The sequence below is a fragment of the Pseudonocardia lutea genome, assembly GCF_042658055.1.
Classification (GTDB): domain Bacteria; phylum Actinomycetota; class Actinomycetes; order Mycobacteriales; family Pseudonocardiaceae; genus Pseudonocardia; species Pseudonocardia lutea.
Genome location: NZ_JBHSQK010000087.1, coordinates 17,584 through 34,322, shown reverse-complemented (window position 1 = coordinate 34,322; position 16,739 = coordinate 17,584). Strand labels below are relative to the sequence as shown.

The window sequence follows — 16,739 nt, the reverse complement described above, 5'->3', positions numbered from 1 at the left end:
CTACCTCCCCTTCCACACCGGCGCCCGCTTGTCGCGGAACGCGGCGGGTCCCTCCTGGGCGTCCGCCGACCGGTAGACCGGCGCCCAGATCTCCTCGGCACGGTCGTACGCCTCCGCGCGGGTGCACTCCGCGGAGAGGTACCCCGTGCGCTTCGCCGCCCGCACGGACAGCGGCGCGTTGGCCGCGATCCGCCGCGCGAGCTCCTGCGTCCGCTCCCGCAGCTCCGCCGCCGGTACGACGTGGTTGACCAGCCCGACCTCGCGGGCCCGCGCGGCGTCGAGCGGGTCGCCGGTCAGCAGGATCTCCAGTGCGACCCGCGGTGGCACCAGCCAGGACAGCGGCGCCGCCCACGGCGAGCCGCGGCCCACCTTCACCTCGGTGACGGCGAACCGGGCGTGCTCGGCGGCCACGACCAGGTCGCACTGCTGGGCGAGCAGGAACCCGCCGGCGTAGGCGACGCCGTTCACCGCGGCGATCGTCGGCTTGGGGACCTCGACGTTGCGGCCGAACTGCGGCAGGAAGTCCGGCGGCGGGATCTCCAGCGAGGTCTCCGCCATCTCCTTGAGGTCGCCGCCGGCGCAGAAGGCCTTGTCCCCCGCGCCCGTCAGCACGAGGACGGCGGCGGAGTCGTCGGCGACGAACCGGCGCGTGCCCGCCCACAGCCCGTCGCGGACCTCCTTGCTCAGCGCGTTGCGCGCCCCGGGCCGGTCGATGGTCAGCCAGGCGATCCCGTCGACGACCTCGTACGTGACCACGTCGGTCAGGGTCTCGGTCACGGGAACCTCTTCCTCAGCTCGGGCCGGTCCAGCTTGCCGCTGCCGGTGCGCGGCAGGGCGTCGACGATCTCGATCCGCCGCGGCCGGTGCATCCCGCGCAGGTCCGGGTTGGTGGCGCACCAGGCCGCGATCTCCTCGACGGTGAGGTCGGGCCGCCGGGGCACGACGACCGCGGTCACCTGCTCCACCCAGCGCTCGTGGGCCGTGCCGATCACCGCCACCTCGGCGAGGTCGGGGTGGTCGGCGAGGTGCTCCTCGACCATCTGCGGGAAGACGTTCTCCCCGCCGGAGACGATCATGTCGTCGATCCGGTCGACGTAGTACAGGTAGCCGTCGGCGTCGGCGGACACGAGGTCGCCGGTGCGGAACCAGCCGTCGGACCACTTCTCCGGCGCGTCGAGATGCCAGTACCCGGGCGTGACGGCGTCGCCCTGCACCCAGAGCTCGCCGACGCCCTGGTCGCCGGGTCGCAGGTCGGGCCCGCCGTCGACCGGCACCAGCCGCGTCCGCACGACCTGCTCCAGCGGCTTGCCCATCGAGTCCGGCCGCCGCGGGTCGCCGGGCGCGTAGGACACCACGAGCCCGCTCTGCTCGGTCTGCCCGTAGATCTCGACGCCCTGGATCCCGGTGCCGGCCGCCAGCCGCTCGATCGCGGCGGTCGGGGTGCGGGAGCCGCCGAACATGCAGATCCGGAAGGAGTCGAGGACGACGGGCTGCTCCGCGGTCCGGTTGCCGACGTCGATCATCATCGTGGAGATCAGGCCGCCGTAGGTGGGGCGCAGCCGCTGCGCGAGGTCGAGCCAGACGCCGACGTCCCAGCGCGGCATGAACGTGATCTGTCCGCCGCGCAGCAGGATCGGCAGGCTCGCCAGCTGCAGCCCCCCGACGTGGAACAGCGGCATGCAGTTGAGCACGTGGTCGGCGGCGGTGAGCGCGTACAGGTCGACGACGCCGTCGACCTGCGCCGTGATGTTCCGGTGGGTCTGGCGCACGCCCTTGGGCACGCCGGTGGAACCGGAGGTGTACATGAGGCAGGCGTCGTCGCGGTCCAGCCGGGGCACGACCTCGCGCACCGGGTCGTGCGCGGCCACGACCCGGGCGAACCCGCCGTCCGGCCCGGTCGTGAGGATCTCCGGCCCGGCTCCGCCGAGCAGCGTCTTCAGCCGCTCGACCTCGCCGGGCGGGACGACGAGCCGGGTCACCCCGGAGTCGGTGATCGCGTGCCGCAAGGGCGCGTCCGGGAACAGGAAGTTCAGCGGCACGCCGACGGCGCCCGCCTGCCAGGTGCCGAGCAGCCCGATCAGGTACTCCAGGCAGTTCGGCAGGAAGAACCCGATCCGCTCCCCCGGCCGCACCCCGGTCGCCCGCAGGTACGCCGCGAACCGCCCGCCGCGCTCGGCGAACTCGGCGTAGCCGATCTCGGTGTCCTCCAGGCGGAGCGCGACCTGGCCGGCGTGGTCGGCCGCCGCGCGCCGGAGCAGGGTGGCGATGTTCACGACGCCTCCTCCGCGGGCTTCTCCGCGGGCTCCTCGACGACGGCGAGGACCTGCCCGGTCTCCACCTGGTCCCCGGGGCCGGCCCGGACCTCGCCGACCACGCCGTCGACCGGAGCGACCACGGTGTGCTCCATCTTCATGGCCTCGAGCACGACCAGGGCCTGCCCGGCGGTGACCGCGTCGCCGGGCGCGGCGAGCACCCGGACCACGCCGCCGGGCATCGGCGCGAGCAGCGAGCCGGCGTGCGCGACGGCGTCGGGGTCGGCGAAGCGGGGCACCTCGGCCAGCGCGGCGGAGCCGTCCGGTCCGTCCACGAAGCACCAGCCCGGGACGCGGTGCACGGTGTACCCGCGCCGCACCCCGTCGACCTCGAGCTCGACCTCCCCGGGCGTCGCGTCGAGGAGGCGCACCGCGAGCGGCTCGCCGTTCACCGACGCCGTCAGCCCGCCGCGGCGGAAGGCGTACGCGACCTCCAGCGTCTCGTCCCCCAGGGTGTAGGCGGCCCGCTGCGGCATCCCCCCGACGTTCCGCCACCCGCTCGGCAGCCCGCCCAGCACCTGCGCCGCGGCCCGGTTCGCCGCCTGGCTCGCGAGCGCGGCGGCCACCGCCCGTGCGTGTCGGGTGGTGTCGGAGCACCCCGTGCCACTCACGAGCTCGCCGTGCCTGGTCAGGTAGCCGGTGTCGGTGCGGCCCGCGAGGAACTCCTCCTCGCGGAGGATGCCGACGAGCAGGTCCCGGTTGGTCGTGACGCCGTGGATCTCGGCCCGCTGCAGCGCGCGGGCCAGCGTGCGGGCGGCCTCGGCGCGGGTGCGGCCGTGCGCGATCACCTTGGCCAGCATCGGGTCGTAGTGCGGGCCGACGACCGAGCCGTCCTCGACCCCGGTGTCCACGCGCACGCCGGGCAGGTCCGGGATGCGGAAGCGGTGCAGGGTGCCGGTCGCGGGCAGGAACCCGGCCGGTACGTCCTCGGCGTAGAGCCGCACCTCGATGGCGTGCCCCGCGAGCACGGCGCCGGTGACCTCGGGCGGCAGCGGCTCGCCCTCCGCCACCCGCAGCTGCAGCGCCACCAGGTCCAGGCCGGTGACCAGTTCGGTGACGGGGTGCTCCACCTGCAGCCGGGTGTTGACCTCGAGGAAGAAGAACCTCCCGTCCTGGTCGAGGACGAACTCGACGGTCCCGGCGCCGGTGTACCCGATCGCCTTCCCGGCGGCGACGCGTGCGGCGCCCAGCTCGGCGCGCAGCCCGTCGTCGACCGCCGGCGACGGGCTCTCCTCCACGATCTTCTGGTACCGCCGCTGGATCGAGCACTCGCGCTCGAACAAGTGCACGACCTCGCCGTGGGTGTCGCCGACGATCTGCACCTCGACGTGCCGCGGGTCGACGACGAACCGCTCCAGGAACACCGTCCCGTCGCCGAACGCCGACGCGGCCTCCCGCCGCGCGCCCGCCACGGCGTCGGCGAGCTCCGCCGGGTCGTGGACGACCCGCATCCCCCGGCCGCCGCCGCCGAACGCGGCCTTCACCAGCACCGGGAAGCCGATGTCCGCGGCGATCGCGCTCAGGTCCGAGGATTCGTCCACCGTCGCCCCGGGCAGGACCGGCACGCCCGCCTTGTCCATGAGCGCCTTGGCCTCGAGCTTCGAGCCCATCGAGGCGATGGCCTCCGGCGAGGGCCCGACGAAGGTCAGCCCGGCCGCGGCGCAGTCCCGGGCGAACCCGGCGTTCTCCGACAGGAACCCGTAGCCGGGGTGGACCGCGTCCGCACCCGTCGCGCGGGCCGCCTCGATCACCAGCTCGCCGCGCAGGTAGGTCTCCGACGGGGACGCGCCGGGAAGGCGTACCGCCTCGTCGGCGAGCCGGACGAACGGGGCGTCCGCATCGGGGTCCGAGTGCACGGCCACGGTGGCGATGCCGAGGGCGTGGGCGGTGCGCATGACGCGGGCGGCGATCTCCCCGCGGTTGGCCACCAGCAGTTTCTGGATCATGCGGCTCACATCCGGAAGACGCCGAAGCCGCGGCGGCCGGCGACGGTCTGGGAGTGCACGGCGGACAGGGACAGGCCGAGCACGGTGCGGGTGTCGCGGGGGTCGACGATGCCGTCGTCGTAGAGCTTCGCCGTCACGAAGAAGGAGTGCGACTCCGCCTCGATCTGCTCCTCGATCGCGCGGGTGCGCGCCGCGTCGGCCTCCTCGTCGAACGGCTTGCCCTGCGACGCCGCCGACGCCCGCCCCACGATGGACATGACCCCGGCGAGCTGCGCCGCGCCCATCACCGCGAGCTTCGCGCCGGGCCAGGCGAACATCAGCCGCGGGTCGTAGGCGCGCCCGGACATGCCGTAGTTGCCCGCGCCGAAGGACGACGCCATGTTGATCGTCAGGTGCGGGACCCGGCTGTTGGTCACCGCGTTGATCATCTTGGCGCCGTCCTTGATGATCCCGCCCTGCTCGTAGTCCTTGCCGACCATGTAGCCGGTGGTGTTCTGCAGGAAGATCAGCGGCGTGTCCGTCTGGTTGGCCAGCAGGATGAACTCGGTCGCCTTCTTGGCCTCCTCGCTGAACAGCACGCCCCGGTGGTTGGCGAGCACCCCGACCGGATAGCCGTGGATGCTCGCCCAGCCGGTGACCAGCGAGGTGCCGTAGAGCGGCTTGTACTCGTCGAAGTCCGAGCCGTCGACGGTGCGGGCCAGGATCTCCCGCGGGTCGAACGGCACCTTCGGGTCCGGCGGAACGATCCCCAGGATCTCCTCCGGGTCGTACTTCGGGGGCTCTGGGTTCGCCGCCGGCGCCGGCCCGAGCTTGTGCCAGTTGATCCGGGACATGATCTGCCGGCCCAGCCGGATGGCGTCGCGCTCGTCGGCCGCGAAGTAGTCCGAGAGGCCGGAGATGCGCGAGTGCATCTCCGCGCCGCCGAGGGACTCGTCGTCCGATTCTTCGCCGGTGGCCATCTTGACCAGCGGCGGGCCGCCGAGGAACACCTTCGCCTGCCGGTCGACCAGCACGGCGTAGTCGCACATCCCGGGCACGTACGCGCCGCCCGCGGTGGAGTTGCCGAACACCAGCGCGATCGTCGGGATGGCCAGCGAGGACAGCTCCGTGAGCTCGTGGAAGATCCGCCCGGCCGGCACGAAGAGGTCCGCCTGGGTGGGCAGGTCGGCGCCACCGGACTCGACGAGGTTGATCACCGGGAGCCGGTTGATCCGCGCGATCTCCAACGCGCGCAACGTCTTCTTCAGCGAGTACGGGTTCATCGCGCCGCCGCGCACGGTCGGGTCGTGCCCGATCACCACGCACTCCACCCCGGACACCACGCCGATCCCGGTGAGCACCGAGGCGCCCACGGTGAACTCGGTGCCCCACGCCGCGAGCGGGGAGAGCTCCAGGAACGGGGTGTCCGGGTCGAGCAGCAGCTCCAACCGCTCGCGCACCGGGAGCTTGCCGCGGTCGCGGTGCCGCTGCGTGTAGCGCTCCCCGCCGCCGGCGATCGCCAGCTCCAGCTGCTCGTTGAGCTGGTCGATCACCTCCAGCTGGGCCGCGCGGTTGCTCGCGTAGGTCTCCGACGAGACGTCGAGCAGGGTCCTCAGGACGGGCATCAGCGTCCCCCGTAGTGGTCCGCGAAGCTCTCGCGGACGACGTTCTTCTGGATCTTCCCGGTCGAGGTCCGCGGCAGCTCGTCGACGACGATCACGGACTTGGGCACCTTGTAGCCGTCGAGCCGGTCCTTGAGGGCGACCCGCAGCGCCTCCGGGTCGACCGTCTCCCCCGGCTTCGGCACCACGACGGCGGTGACCGCCTCGCTCCACCGCTCGTGCGGCAGCCCGACCACCACGACCTCGGCGACCTTCGGCTCGGCGTCGTAGACCGCTCGCTCCACCTCGATCGACGCGATGTTCTCGCCGCCGGTCTTGATCACGTCCTTGGAGCGGTCGGCGAACCAGAGCACGCCGTCCTCGCCGAAGCGCCCGACGTCGCCGGAGTGGAACCAGCCGTGCCGGAACGCCTCCGCGGTCGCCGCCGGGTCGCGCAGGTACTCCTGCATGGTCGACGGCCCGCGGTACACGATCTCGCCCTGCTCCCCGCGCGGCAGCAGGTTCCCCGCCGGGTCCATGATCGCCACCTGGACGCCGGTCAGCGGGGTGCCGACGGCGCCGACGTGCGTGAGCTGGTGCTCGGGCCGGAAGAGCGTGGTGATCGGCGACATCTCGGTCTGCCCGAACAGCAGCGCGAAGTCGCACCCGAATCCGTCGAGACACGCCTTGATCTGCGCCTCCGGCATCGGCGCCATCGCGTAGACGGCGCGTCGGAGCGAGGACAGGTCCCGGGAGCCGAACGACGGGTGCTCCAGCGCCGCGCGGTACATCATCGGCAGGCCGAAGACCTGCGTGATCCGCTCGCGCTCGACGGTGTCGAGGAAGCGGCCGGGCTCGAAGCCGCGGTGCACGTGGATGGTCGCGCCGACGGTGACGGCGGGCGTGCAGAAGGCGTTGAGCTGAGCCGTGTGGAACATCGGCATCATCGCCAGGAACCGGTCGGCGGCGTTCCAGCCGGAGTCGAGCGCCGCGGACATCGACTCGAGGTGGATCGCCAGGTGCGTGCCCACCACGCCCTTGGGGAACGACGTCGTCCCCGAGGTGTAGAGGTAGCTCAGCGGCGCCCGGTCCGGGATCTCCACCTCGACCGGGGAGCCGTCGGCGGACTCCAGGTCGGCGAGGGTGACCGGACCGTCCCCGACGACGATCGTCTCGGGCAGGTCGAGCTCGGCGAGGCCCGCCAGCAGCCCGCCCTCCACCACGATCCCGCGGGCGCGCGAGTGGTCGAGGACGTACGCGACCTCCTGCGGCCGCCAGCCCAGGTTGATCGGCACGCACACCACGCCGGTCCGCGCGCAGGCGTAGTACACCGCGAGGAACTCCGCGCTGTTCGCCGACGCCAGGGCCAGCGCGTCGCCGACGGCGTAGCCGCGGGCGCGCAGGCCGTGGGCGAGGCGGTTCACCCACGTGTCGAACTCGGCGTAGGTCCAGCGGCGGTCCCCGTCCACGACGGCGAGGTGCTCGGGGCGGGCGGAGGCGGAGCGGGTCAGGGCGTCGCCGACGTTGACCCGCTGGATGATGTTCATCGGCGCTCCTAGTAGGACCGCGGGAGGCCTAGCGAGTGCTGGGCCACGAAGTTGAGGATCATCTCCCGGTTCACCGGGGCGATCCGCAGCAGCCGGGCCAGGCCCCAGTACGGCAGCAGCCCGAACTCCTGCGCCACGCCGTTGCCGCCGTGCGTCTGCATCGCGGCGTCGAGCGCGGCCAGCGCGGCCTCGGCCGCGGCGTACTTGGCCATGTTCGACGCCTCGCCGGCCGGCAACCCGTTCGCGTGCAGCCACGCGGCCTTGCGCGTCATCAGCGCGGCCAGCTCGGTCTCGATCTTCGCCTTGGCCAGCGGGTGCGCCACGCCCTGGTGGGCGCCGATCGGCCGGTCCCACACCTGCCGGTCCTTCGCGTACCGGGCCGCTCGGTCCAGGGCGTAGCGGGCGATGCCGACGCAGAGCGCGGCACCGGTGATCCGCTCCGGGTTGAGCCCGTGGAACACCTGCCGGAAGCCCTGTCCCTCCTCCCCCACCAGCGCCGACGCCGGGAGCCGGACCTCGTCGAAGTGGAGCGTGAACTGCTTCTCGGGGAGCATCACGTCGACCGGGAGCACGGTCTTCTGCAGGCCGGGGGCGTCCGTGGGCACGAGGAACAGCGACAGCTGCCCCTCGTCCCCGGTCCGGGCCACCAGAAGCAGCGCCTCCGCGTCGTCGACGCCGGAGATGTAGTACTTCTCCCCGGTCACGATCCATTCGTCGCCGACCCGGCGGGCCCGCGTCGCGAGCTTGTGGGTGTTCGACCCGGCCTCCGGCTCGGTGATCGCGAAGACCACCTTCTGCCGGCCGCTCGCCAGCCCCGGCAACCACTCCTTGCGCTGCTCCTCGGTGCCGTACCCGGCGAGCACCTCGGCCGAGATCGCGTGCGTGACCAGCAGCAGGAGGATCGGCGCGCCCTGCGCCGCGATCTCCTCGCAGACCAGGGCGAGCTCGACGAGGCCTCCGCCACCCCCGCCGTACTCCTCCGGCACGTTGACCCCGGCGAACCCGGCGTCGCCGAGGGCGTGCCAGAGCTCGGTGCACTCGGTGCCCGCGCGGGCGTGCTCCACGTAGTACGCGCCCCCGTAGGGCGCCGCCACGGCCCCGACCGCCGCCAGCAGGTCGCGGTGCTCGTCGCTCTCGGCGAAGTCCACTCCGACTCCCGTCGCCTCGCAGAACCCGGATTGTGATCCTCGGTTCACTCGTGGCGGACCCTACCGTGCGGCTGCCATGATGACCAGATGCCGATCGTCCCCACCGCCGCCGGCGCGACCGCCACCTCCGGCGGGCGCAGCCGGCGGGACCCGGAGCGCCGCGAGCGGATCCTGGCCGCCGCCGCGGAGCTGGCCTCCCGGCGCGGGTTCCACACCGTCGGGATGGCCGACATCGGCGCGGAGGCCGGGATCGTCGGGTCGGGCGTCTACCGGCACTTCGACAGCAAGACCGCGATCCTGGTGGCCCTGCTCGACCGGGTGATGGCCCGCCTGCAGGAGGGCGCCGCGGCCGTCCTCGCGGGGCCCGGCGACGAGCGGGAGCACCTTTCTGCGCTGGTCAGGGACCACATCCGGGTCGCGATCGAGGACCGGAGCGTGCTCGCGGTGTACCACCGCGAGGTGCACACGCTGCCCGAGGAGGACCGGCGGCGGCTGCGCCGGCTGCAGCGGCACTACCTCGAGGACTGGGTGCACGTGCTCGCCCCGCTGCGCCGCGACCTGGCCGACGGCGAGCTCCGCCTGGCCGTGCACGCCGCCATCGGTGCGATCCAGTCCACGCTGTTCTTCCGCAGCGGGCTGGCCCCGGAGCGGCTCGCCGACCTGCTCGACGGGATGGCCCACGCGTGCCTCGGCGTCGAGCCGGCACCCGCCGTGCAGATGTGAACCCGGGATAACTCCGTTCTTGCCAGCGTGACGGCGATCACGGCATGCTGGCCTGCATGCTGCCCCTCCAGCCGCACGGCACGGCGCTGCCCGATCCCGCCTCGATCGACGTCGAGACCCTGCGCGGGCGCCGGGCCGTGCACCGCTGGGAACGCACCTCCGTCGGCGATCTGTTCGAGCGCGTGACCTGGAGCTATCCGGACCGGGTCGCGCTCGCCGCGGTCGACGGGGCGTGCGGCGAGGAGCGGTTCTCCGAGGTCACCTACCGGGAGGCGGACGACACGGCCGACCGGGTCGCCCAGGCCCTGGCCGCGGCCGGGCTCGCTCCGGGCGACCGGGTGCTGCTGATCTGCGAGAACTCGGTCGAGGCGCTGCTGGCGAAGATCGGGGTCGCGAAGGCAGGCATGGTGGCCGTGCCGCTCAACCCGAGCCTGGCGCCGGACGTCCTCGAGCACCTGGTCGGGCTGACCGAGCCGCGCTTCGCGTTCGTCGACGCCGAGCTGTGGCCGCGGGTCGAGCAGGTGTTCGCGGTGACCGGGCTGTCGGTGGGCGCCACGATCACCGTCGGCGGCGGGCCGGTCGCGGGCAGCCCGTCCTTCGGCGACCTCGTGGCGGGCGCGCCCGCCGGGGAGCCGGAGGTCGAGATCCACGGCGACGACATCTGGCAGCTGCTGTTCACCTCCGGCACCACCGCGATGCCGAAGGGCGTGATGCTCTCGCACAGCTACGCGCACCTGGCAGCGCTGAACTTCGCGCTGTCGCTCACCCGCGGCCTGCGGCACGACTCCGACCTGCGGCTGTGCACCTTCCTGCCGATGATCTACCACATCGGGGACGAGCTCTTCCCGTTCGGCGCCTTCGTCTCCGGCGGATCCGTCGCGCTCGGCCGCCGCCCCGCTCCGGGACCGGTCGCCGAGGCCGCCGCGGCCTTCCGCGCCACCGCGCTGTGGGCCGGGTCCCCGCAGTTCGTCACCGCCCTGGCCGACGAGCTCGACGCCCGTCCCGACCTGGACGTCGCGGCCCTGTCGATCCTCGTCTACGGCTGGGGTGCGCTGTCCCCCGCGGTGCTGCGGCGGCTGGAGACCCGGGCCGCTCCGGGCTTCGTCACGCTCGGGATCTTCGGCCAGACCGAGGCGATCGCCTGCCACCGGTTCTGGCCGACGAGGTGGCCGGAGGTGCACGCGCGCTCCGCGCCCGCCGTCAACTACGTCGGGGTGCCGAGCGGGATGCTGGCCTCGGACGTCGTCGACGAGCTGGGCGAGCCGGTCCGCGGCGAGCCCGGCGAGGCGGTGTACCGCTCGCCGATCATGACCGCCGGCTACTACCGCAACCCCGAGGCCACCCGGGAGGCCTTCCGCGGTGGGTGGTTCCACTCCGGTGACTCCGCGACCGTCGACGAGGAGGGCCTGCGGGTGATGGTCGACCGGTACAAGGACATCGTGAAGACCGGCGGCGAGAACGTCTCGAGCATCCGGGTCGAGGCCGTGCTGCACCAGCACCCGGACGTGCTGCGGGCGGCGGTGATCGGGCTCCCGCACGAGCACTGGGGCGAGGCGGTGACCGCCGTCGTCGTGCCGAAGGAGGGGCGCAAGCCCGAGGCCGAGGACCTCATCGCGCACTGCCGGGAACGGCTGGCCGGCTACGAGACGCCCAAGGGCGTGGTCCTCGCCGACGCCCTGCCGGACACCGTCGGCGGCAAGGTGCTCAAGTACAAGCTGCGCGCGGCCCACGCCGACCTGTACCGGCGCCCCGCGCCGTGAGGCCCTCACGGCGCGGGACACTGGGCCGGTGGACTTCACCGAGGAGGACGACCACCGGCTGATCCGCGAGGCCGTCCGGGACATCTGCGCGAAATTCCCCGACGAGTACTGGAGCGAGCGGGACACCACCCACACGTTCCCCTGGGAGTTCTACGCGGCGATGGCCGAGGGCGGCTGGATCGGCATCGCGATGCCGGAGGAGTACGGCGGCGGCGGGCGCGGGATCACCGAGGCGTCGATCGTGCTGGAGGAGGTCGCCGCCTCCGGGGCCTGCATGAACGGCGCCAGCGCGATCCACATGTCGATCTTCGGGATGCACCCCGTGGTGCTGCACGGCGGCGACGACCTGCGACGCCGGGTGCTCCCCGCCGTCGCGTCCGGGGAGCTGCACGTCGCGTTCGGGGTGACCGAGCCCGACGCCGGGCTGGACACCACGAACGTCACCACCCGGGCGGTGCGCGACGGCGACGCCTACGTGGTGCACGGGCGCAAGGTCTGGACGTCGAAGGCCCTGGAGTCGGACAAGGTGCTGCTCCTGGTGCGCACCACCCCGCGCGCCGAGGTCGCGAAGCCGACCCAGGGCATGACGCTGCTGGTCGCGGACCTGAAGGACCCGGCCGTCGCGATCTCGCCGATCGACAAGCTGGGGCGCAACGCGATCGCCTCCTGCGAGGTGGTGTACGACGGGCTGCGCGTGCCCGTGGACAACCGGGTCGGCGAGGAGGGCGCGGGCTTCCGCTACCTGCTCGACGGCCTCAACGCCGAGCGCGTGCTCATCGCGGCCGAGGCGCTCGGGATCGGTCGCGCGGCGGTGCGCAGGGCCGTCGCGTACGCCCGCGAGCGGGTCGTGTTCGACCGGCCGATCGGGTCGAACCAGGGCATCGCCTTCCCGCTCGCCGACGCCCACGCCCGGCTGCGCGCCGCCGAGCTCGCCATCCGCGAGGCGTCCTGGCGGATCGACCGCGGCCTGCACGCCGGGGAGCAGGCCAACACCGCCAAGTACCTCGCCGCCGACGCCGCCTTCCAGGCCGCCGACGCCGCCGTCCAGACCCACGGCGGCTTCGGCTACGCCCGCGAGTACCACGTGGAGCGCTACTTCCGGGAGGCCCGGCTGCAGCGGATCGCCCCGGTGCCCCAGGAGATGGTGCTCAACTACCTCGCGCAGCACGTGCTGGGGCTGCCCCGGAGCTATTGACGCGGGCTACTGACCCGCGACCGGCTCGGCCCGGAGCATCTCGGGCCCGAGCTCGCCGTCCAGCTCGACGCCCGGTGCCGAGAAGGGCACCACCCGGTCGCCCGGCGTCTTGTTGAGCAGCAGGCGGGTGACGTCCGGGCGCGAGTAGTGCCCGGAGGGGTCGGCCGCCGCCTTGGCCAGCGGGATCAGTCCGAGGTCGAGGTCGGCGTAGACGAGGCCCTCGGCGTCGGGCGGGAGCGGCTCGGAGATCAGCCGGCCGTCCGGGGCGTAGATCCCGGCGTACCCGCCGCCCGGCTTGAGCAGGGCGCGCTTGGTGTCGTCCGTGCACATCAGCCCGACCATCGCCGGGGAGACGGTCGCGCAGGGGGCGATCACGAAGGTCTGCCCCTCGACCGCGTAGATCCGGCTGGCGGCGGTGTTGACCTCCGGGCCGAGCGCGTAGGCGCCGCCCTCGTAGAGCGAGAAGCTGGGCCAGGCACCCACGTGGACCTGCTCGTTCTGCGCGTACATCGCGTACTTCGACAGCGGCTGCAGGTGCTCCCAGCAGCAGAGCCCGCCGAGCCGGCCGAGTGGCGTGTCGTACACGGACAGGTCGCTGCCGTCGCCCTCGCCGAACACGGTCCGCTCGACGTGCGTGGGCTTGAGCTTGCGCCGCCGGGCGATCGTCCCCCCGTCGGGCCCGATCATCCACTGCGCGATGTAGAGGCTGCCGCCCTGCTTCTCGGAGATCCCGAGGACCACCGTGATCCGGTGCTCGCGCGCGGCGGCGGCGAGACGATCCGCCTGCGGCGAGCCGTAGACCAGGGAGTTGTCGTGGTAGCGGGGGAAGAACTGCAGCCCCCACGCCGGCGCGTCGAGCCAGATGAACCAGGGGTAGCCCGGCAACCAGGTCTCCGGGAAGCCGATCAGCTCGGCCCCGTTCGCGGCGGCCTCGGCGATCAGGGCGACCGCCTTGTCGACGCCGGCGTCGAGGTCGAGGAACGCGGGTGCGGCCTGCACGGCGGCGGCCCGGAAGCGGGGGTGCGCGATGCTCATGCCCCGGCAGCGTGCCGTGCGACCGGGCGCGGTGCTGGTCCCTGCGTGTCGTTCTCGTTGACTCTGCGACGCACTCCCTTGCCGGCGGTCCGCGTCCTCCCTACCGTCGCGGCATGGCGCGCGTGCTCAGCACCGGGACGGTCGAGGCGCGCGACCGCCTCGCGTTCTGGAACGACGCGGTCTCCGACGCCTACGTCCGGCTCTCCTGCACGGCCCCCGGCGGCGACGTCGTCGGGGACATCCGGGTCGACTCGCTCGCGACGCTGGAGCTGTCCCGGGTCACCGCCACCGCGCAGCACGTCGTCCGGACGCCGTCGTTGATCGCCTCGGCGGCGGAGGACTACTTCCTGGTCAGCCTGCAGACCCGGGGACACGGGCGGATCAGCCAGGACGGCCGGACCGCCGAGCTCGCCGCCGGCGACTTCGCGCTCTACGACTCGACCCGGCCCTACGCGCTGGAGTTCGACGGGCCGTTCCAGCAGTACGTGCTGATGCTGCCCGGCCCGACGCTCCGGTCCCGGCTGCGCGACACCCCCGCGTCGACCGCCCGCCTCCTGGAGGGCGCGGCGGGCGCCGGGCACCTCATGATCGAGATGATCCGGACGCTGGCCCTCGACGTCGACGTGCTCGAGCCGGCCGCGGCCGTCGCCGTCGCGCAGGGGGTCGAGCACATCGTCGTCGCCGGGCTGAGCTCGCTCGGCCAGGCGCCGCCGCCCGAGCCGTCGTCGGCCGCCCGGCGCGAGGAGGTCAAGGCGTACGCCCGGCGCCGGCTCGGCGACCCGGGGCTCACGGTCGGTGCGATCGCCGCCGCGCTGCACACCTCGGTCAGCAGCCTGCACCGCGCCTTCGCCGACGAGCCGTGCTCCCTGGCCGAGTGGATCTGGGCGGAGCGTCTCGAGGCCGTCCGGGCCGACCTGCTCGACCCGGCGCTGCGCCACCGCACCATCTCCGACCTGGCCTTCGACCGCGGGTTCGTCGACGCCTCGCACTTCAGCCGCGCCTTCCGCGCCCGCTTCGGCCGGACGGCGCGCGAGGTCCGGAAGGGGTGACGCCGGGCGGAGGGGGTTGCCGTGCGGATCAGTAGCATGTCACGCTCCACCGTGATCCGGGTCTCACCGTGGAGGCGCCCATGCGCGGTCTGATGTTCGACAGCCAGCTGCTCCTGCACTCGTTCCTCTGGCGGACGGAGCGACTGTTCGCGGACAAGCAGATCGTCACCCGGCTCGGGCCCGGCGAGTACCACCGCTACACCTACCGGGACTTCGGCAAGCGGGCCCGCCGGCTGGGCGACGCGCTCCGGACGTGGGGGGTCGGGCCCGGGGACCGGGTCGGGACGCTGGCCTGGAACCACTATCGGCACCTCGAGACCTACTTCGGCGTGCCCGGCATCCAGGCCGTGCTGCACACGATCAACCTGCGGCTCTCCCCGGCGCAGCAGAAGTTCACGATCGACAAGGCCGAGGACCGGCTGCTGCTGGTCGACGTCGACCAGCTCGACCTCGTCGCCGACCTGCTCGAGCTGGGCCTGCCCACGGTCGAGGCGGTCGTCGTGCTCACCGACGAGGTGCCCGCGCACCGGATCGGCATCCCGGTCCACTCCTACGAGGAGCTGCTCGCCGCCGCGGACGAGAACGCGCAGTTCGAGGAGTTCGACGAGCACTCGGCCTCGGCGATGTGCTTCACCTCGGCGACCACCGGCGACCCGAAGGGCGTCGTCTACTCGCACCGGGCGATGGTGCTGCAGGCCATGTGCCTGGCGATGCACGACAAGCTGAACATGAGCGAGCGGCAGGTCTGGCTCGAGGTCGCGCCGATGTTCCACTGCAACGGCTGGAACATCCCGCACACCGCGCTGCTGCAGGGCGCCACGCTGGTGCTGCCCGGCGCGCACCCGACCCCGGACGACTACGTCGACATCATCGAGGACCTCGGCGTCACCGGGATGAACGCCGCCGTCACCATCGGCACGATGATCCGCGACGTCGTGCGCGCGTCGGACCGGCCGCGGGACCTGTCGACGCTCTCGACGCTGTGGCTGGGCGGGCAGGCGCCGTCGAAGGCCGTCATGAAGTGGTTCGCCGACGAGTACGACTGCGAGGTCATGCAGGGCTACGGCATGACCGAGAACAGCCCGCAGATCTGCTTCTTCGCATTGAAGTCGACGCTGGCGGGCGGCACCGAGGACGAGATCTACGCGTTGCGCCAGACCCAGGGCCTGCCGATCCCGCTGCTGCAGATCAAGGTCGTCGACCAGGAGACCGGCGAGGAGCTGCCCTGGGACGGCGAGAGCATCGGCGACTTCCACGTCCGCTCCCCCTTCACCGCCTCGGCGTACTACGAGGACGACCGGACCAAGGACTCGATCGTCGACGGCTGGCTGCGCACCGGCGACGTCGGCTGCATCGACCCCGAGGGATACGTCCTGCTCAAGGACCGGTCGAAGGACCTGATCAAGTCCGGGGGCGAGTGGATCTCCACGATCGACCTGGAGAACGCGCTGATGCTGCACCCCAAGGTCGCCGAGGCCACGGTCGTCGGGATCGAGGACGAGAAGTGGCTCGAACGTCCGCTGGCCTGCGTGGTGCCCGGCGACGACTCGCTCACCCCGGAGGAGCTGCGGGAGCATCTGCTCGCCGAGGGCTTCGTCAAGTTCTGGGTCCCGGACACCTTCCTGTTCGTGCCCGAGGTGCCCAAGACCAGCGTCGGGAAGTACGACAAGAAGGCCATCCGCGGGGCGGTCGCGGACGAGGGCCTGGAGCGGGCGCGGGTGCGGCTGGGCGCAGGGTAGTCCGGGCGGTCGGTCGGCGCGGGTCGGTCGGCGCGGACCGGGCGGGCGCCTGGTCCGGGGTCGGCCGATCGGCCGACGCGGCCGTCGGGCGCCGGATCCGTCGGTCACCGGATCCGGATCGGGGCCCGGGCACGTCACCGTGGGCACAGGGCGTTCAGCCCCCGCCGGAAGGTCCGGCGGCACCCACGAGAGGAACCACGATGTCCACGCTCATCACCGTCCGGCCCGGCCGCACCTTCCCGGACCCGGAACACCGGCACGCCTGGGCCGCCGGCTCGCACCACTGCACCTCGGACGGCGTGGTCAGCTACCGCCAGTGCCTGTCCTGCGGAGCCTGGGGCCTCTTCGCCCCGACGGCGTCGTCGGGGGCGTGAGCACCGCTGTACCGGCCTGATCTGTCACCGCCGCCTGGCCCGGCGCTCATGGCGATCGCCTGCAGCGGATGTCGGTGGTACCTAGGACACCGCGGTCAGTGGTGAACCCAGATGTCGCCGAAGACGTAGAGGTAGCCGATCCGGTCTCCCTGCTCGACCAGCTGGAACAGCATGCCCTCGGCCTCGTCGGTGAGATCCTGATCAGGCCGGTCCGGGCCCCGAATCCCGAAGCGCCGCTTGGCGACGTCGCCTCGTGCAGATGCGAGTCGGTCCAGCCCGTCGCTGACTGAACGACCTCGTGCAGCACAGCCAACGACACCTCGCCCGGCGC

Annotated in this window: 14 protein-coding genes; 6 read left to right on the top strand and 8 right to left on the bottom strand. The window is 72.9% G+C overall.

Going from position 1 to position 16,739, the window contains the following annotated elements; translation table 11 throughout:
- Genes ACFQH9_RS26830 through ACFQH9_RS26805 form a run of 6 tightly spaced genes read right to left on the bottom strand, consistent with a single transcriptional unit; the run spans position 1 to position 8,533 of the window.
- The gene (locus tag ACFQH9_RS26830; RefSeq protein ID WP_379570256.1) at positions 1 to 777 is read right to left on the bottom strand and encodes an enoyl-CoA hydratase/isomerase family protein; all 777 of its coding nucleotides are present in this window, start codon (positions 775 to 777) and stop codon (positions 1 to 3) included.
- Positions 774 to 2,273 (bottom strand): class I adenylate-forming enzyme family protein, encoded by a 1,500-nt coding sequence (locus tag ACFQH9_RS26825; RefSeq protein ID WP_379570254.1) that lies wholly within the window; start codon positions 2,271 to 2,273, stop codon positions 774 to 776. The genes ACFQH9_RS26830 and ACFQH9_RS26825 overlap by 4 nt, the downstream gene beginning before the upstream one ends.
- Positions 2,270 to 4,258: an ATP-binding protein gene (locus ACFQH9_RS26820; protein ID WP_379570252.1), complete on the bottom strand. Its 1,989-nt coding sequence runs from the start codon at positions 4,256 to 4,258 to the stop codon at positions 2,270 to 2,272. Before ACFQH9_RS26820 ends, ACFQH9_RS26825 begins: the two co-directional genes overlap by 4 nt.
- A gap of 5 nt (positions 4,259 to 4,263) precedes the next feature.
- Positions 4,264 to 5,862: an acyl-CoA carboxylase subunit beta gene (locus tag ACFQH9_RS26815; RefSeq protein ID WP_379570250.1), complete on the bottom strand. Its 1,599-nt coding sequence runs from the start codon at positions 5,860 to 5,862 to the stop codon at positions 4,264 to 4,266.
- Complete coding sequence (locus tag ACFQH9_RS26810) at positions 5,862 to 7,385, bottom strand: AMP-binding protein (protein ID WP_379570248.1); 1,524 nt, start codon at positions 7,383 to 7,385, stop codon at positions 5,862 to 5,864. The genes ACFQH9_RS26815 and ACFQH9_RS26810 overlap by 1 nt, the downstream gene beginning before the upstream one ends.
- Positions 7,386 to 7,393: 8 nt before the next feature.
- On the bottom strand, positions 7,394 to 8,533 hold the full coding sequence (locus tag ACFQH9_RS26805) for an acyl-CoA dehydrogenase family protein (RefSeq protein ID WP_379570246.1): 1,140 nt from the start codon (positions 8,531 to 8,533) through the stop codon (positions 7,394 to 7,396).
- A gap of 87 nt (positions 8,534 to 8,620) precedes the next feature.
- Here ACFQH9_RS26805 and ACFQH9_RS26800 point away from each other — a divergent pair, with 87 nt between their 5' ends.
- From ACFQH9_RS26800 to ACFQH9_RS26790, 3 genes are read left to right on the top strand one after another with little or no spacing between them, the layout of a single operon-like run.
- Entirely contained in the window at positions 8,621 to 9,256 is a 636-nt protein-coding gene (locus tag ACFQH9_RS26800; RefSeq protein WP_379570244.1) for a TetR/AcrR family transcriptional regulator, read from the top strand.
- 56 nt (positions 9,257 to 9,312) lie between these two features.
- Positions 9,313 to 11,016 carry an AMP-binding protein gene (locus ACFQH9_RS26795; protein WP_379570242.1) on the top strand — a complete coding sequence of 568 codons (1,704 nt, stop codon included), beginning with the start codon at positions 9,313 to 9,315 and terminating at the stop codon, positions 11,014 to 11,016.
- A gap of 28 nt (positions 11,017 to 11,044) precedes the next feature.
- Entirely contained in the window at positions 11,045 to 12,211 is a 1,167-nt protein-coding gene (locus ACFQH9_RS26790) for an acyl-CoA dehydrogenase family protein (protein WP_379570240.1), read from the top strand.
- Between the two features lie 6 nt (positions 12,212 to 12,217).
- Here the strand turns inward: ACFQH9_RS26790 and ACFQH9_RS26785 are convergent, their stop codons facing one another.
- Complete coding sequence (locus ACFQH9_RS26785; protein WP_379570238.1) at positions 12,218 to 13,246, bottom strand: carbon-nitrogen hydrolase family protein; 1,029 nt, start codon at positions 13,244 to 13,246, stop codon at positions 12,218 to 12,220.
- 113 nt (positions 13,247 to 13,359) lie between these two features.
- On the opposite strand from ACFQH9_RS26785, the gene ACFQH9_RS26780 reads away from it, so the two are divergent.
- From ACFQH9_RS26780 to ACFQH9_RS26770, 3 genes are all read left to right on the top strand, one after another.
- On the top strand, positions 13,360 to 14,295 hold the full coding sequence (locus ACFQH9_RS26780) for an AraC-like ligand-binding domain-containing protein (RefSeq protein WP_379570236.1): 936 nt from the start codon (positions 13,360 to 13,362) through the stop codon (positions 14,293 to 14,295).
- An 80-nt stretch (positions 14,296 to 14,375) separates the two neighbouring features.
- Positions 14,376 to 16,034 (top strand): long-chain fatty acid--CoA ligase, encoded by a 1,659-nt coding sequence (locus ACFQH9_RS26775; protein WP_379570234.1) that lies wholly within the window; start codon positions 14,376 to 14,378, stop codon positions 16,032 to 16,034.
- Between the two features lie 200 nt (positions 16,035 to 16,234).
- Positions 16,235 to 16,408: a hypothetical protein gene (locus ACFQH9_RS26770; RefSeq protein WP_379570232.1), complete on the top strand. Its 174-nt coding sequence runs from the start codon at positions 16,235 to 16,237 to the stop codon at positions 16,406 to 16,408.
- Between the two features lie 46 nt (positions 16,409 to 16,454).
- Here ACFQH9_RS26770 and ACFQH9_RS26765 read toward each other — a convergent pair whose 3' ends face one another.
- Positions 16,455 to 16,715 (bottom strand): hypothetical protein, encoded by a 261-nt coding sequence (locus ACFQH9_RS26765; protein WP_379570230.1) that lies wholly within the window; start codon positions 16,713 to 16,715, stop codon positions 16,455 to 16,457.
- Positions 16,716 to 16,739: the final 24 nt, after the last annotated feature.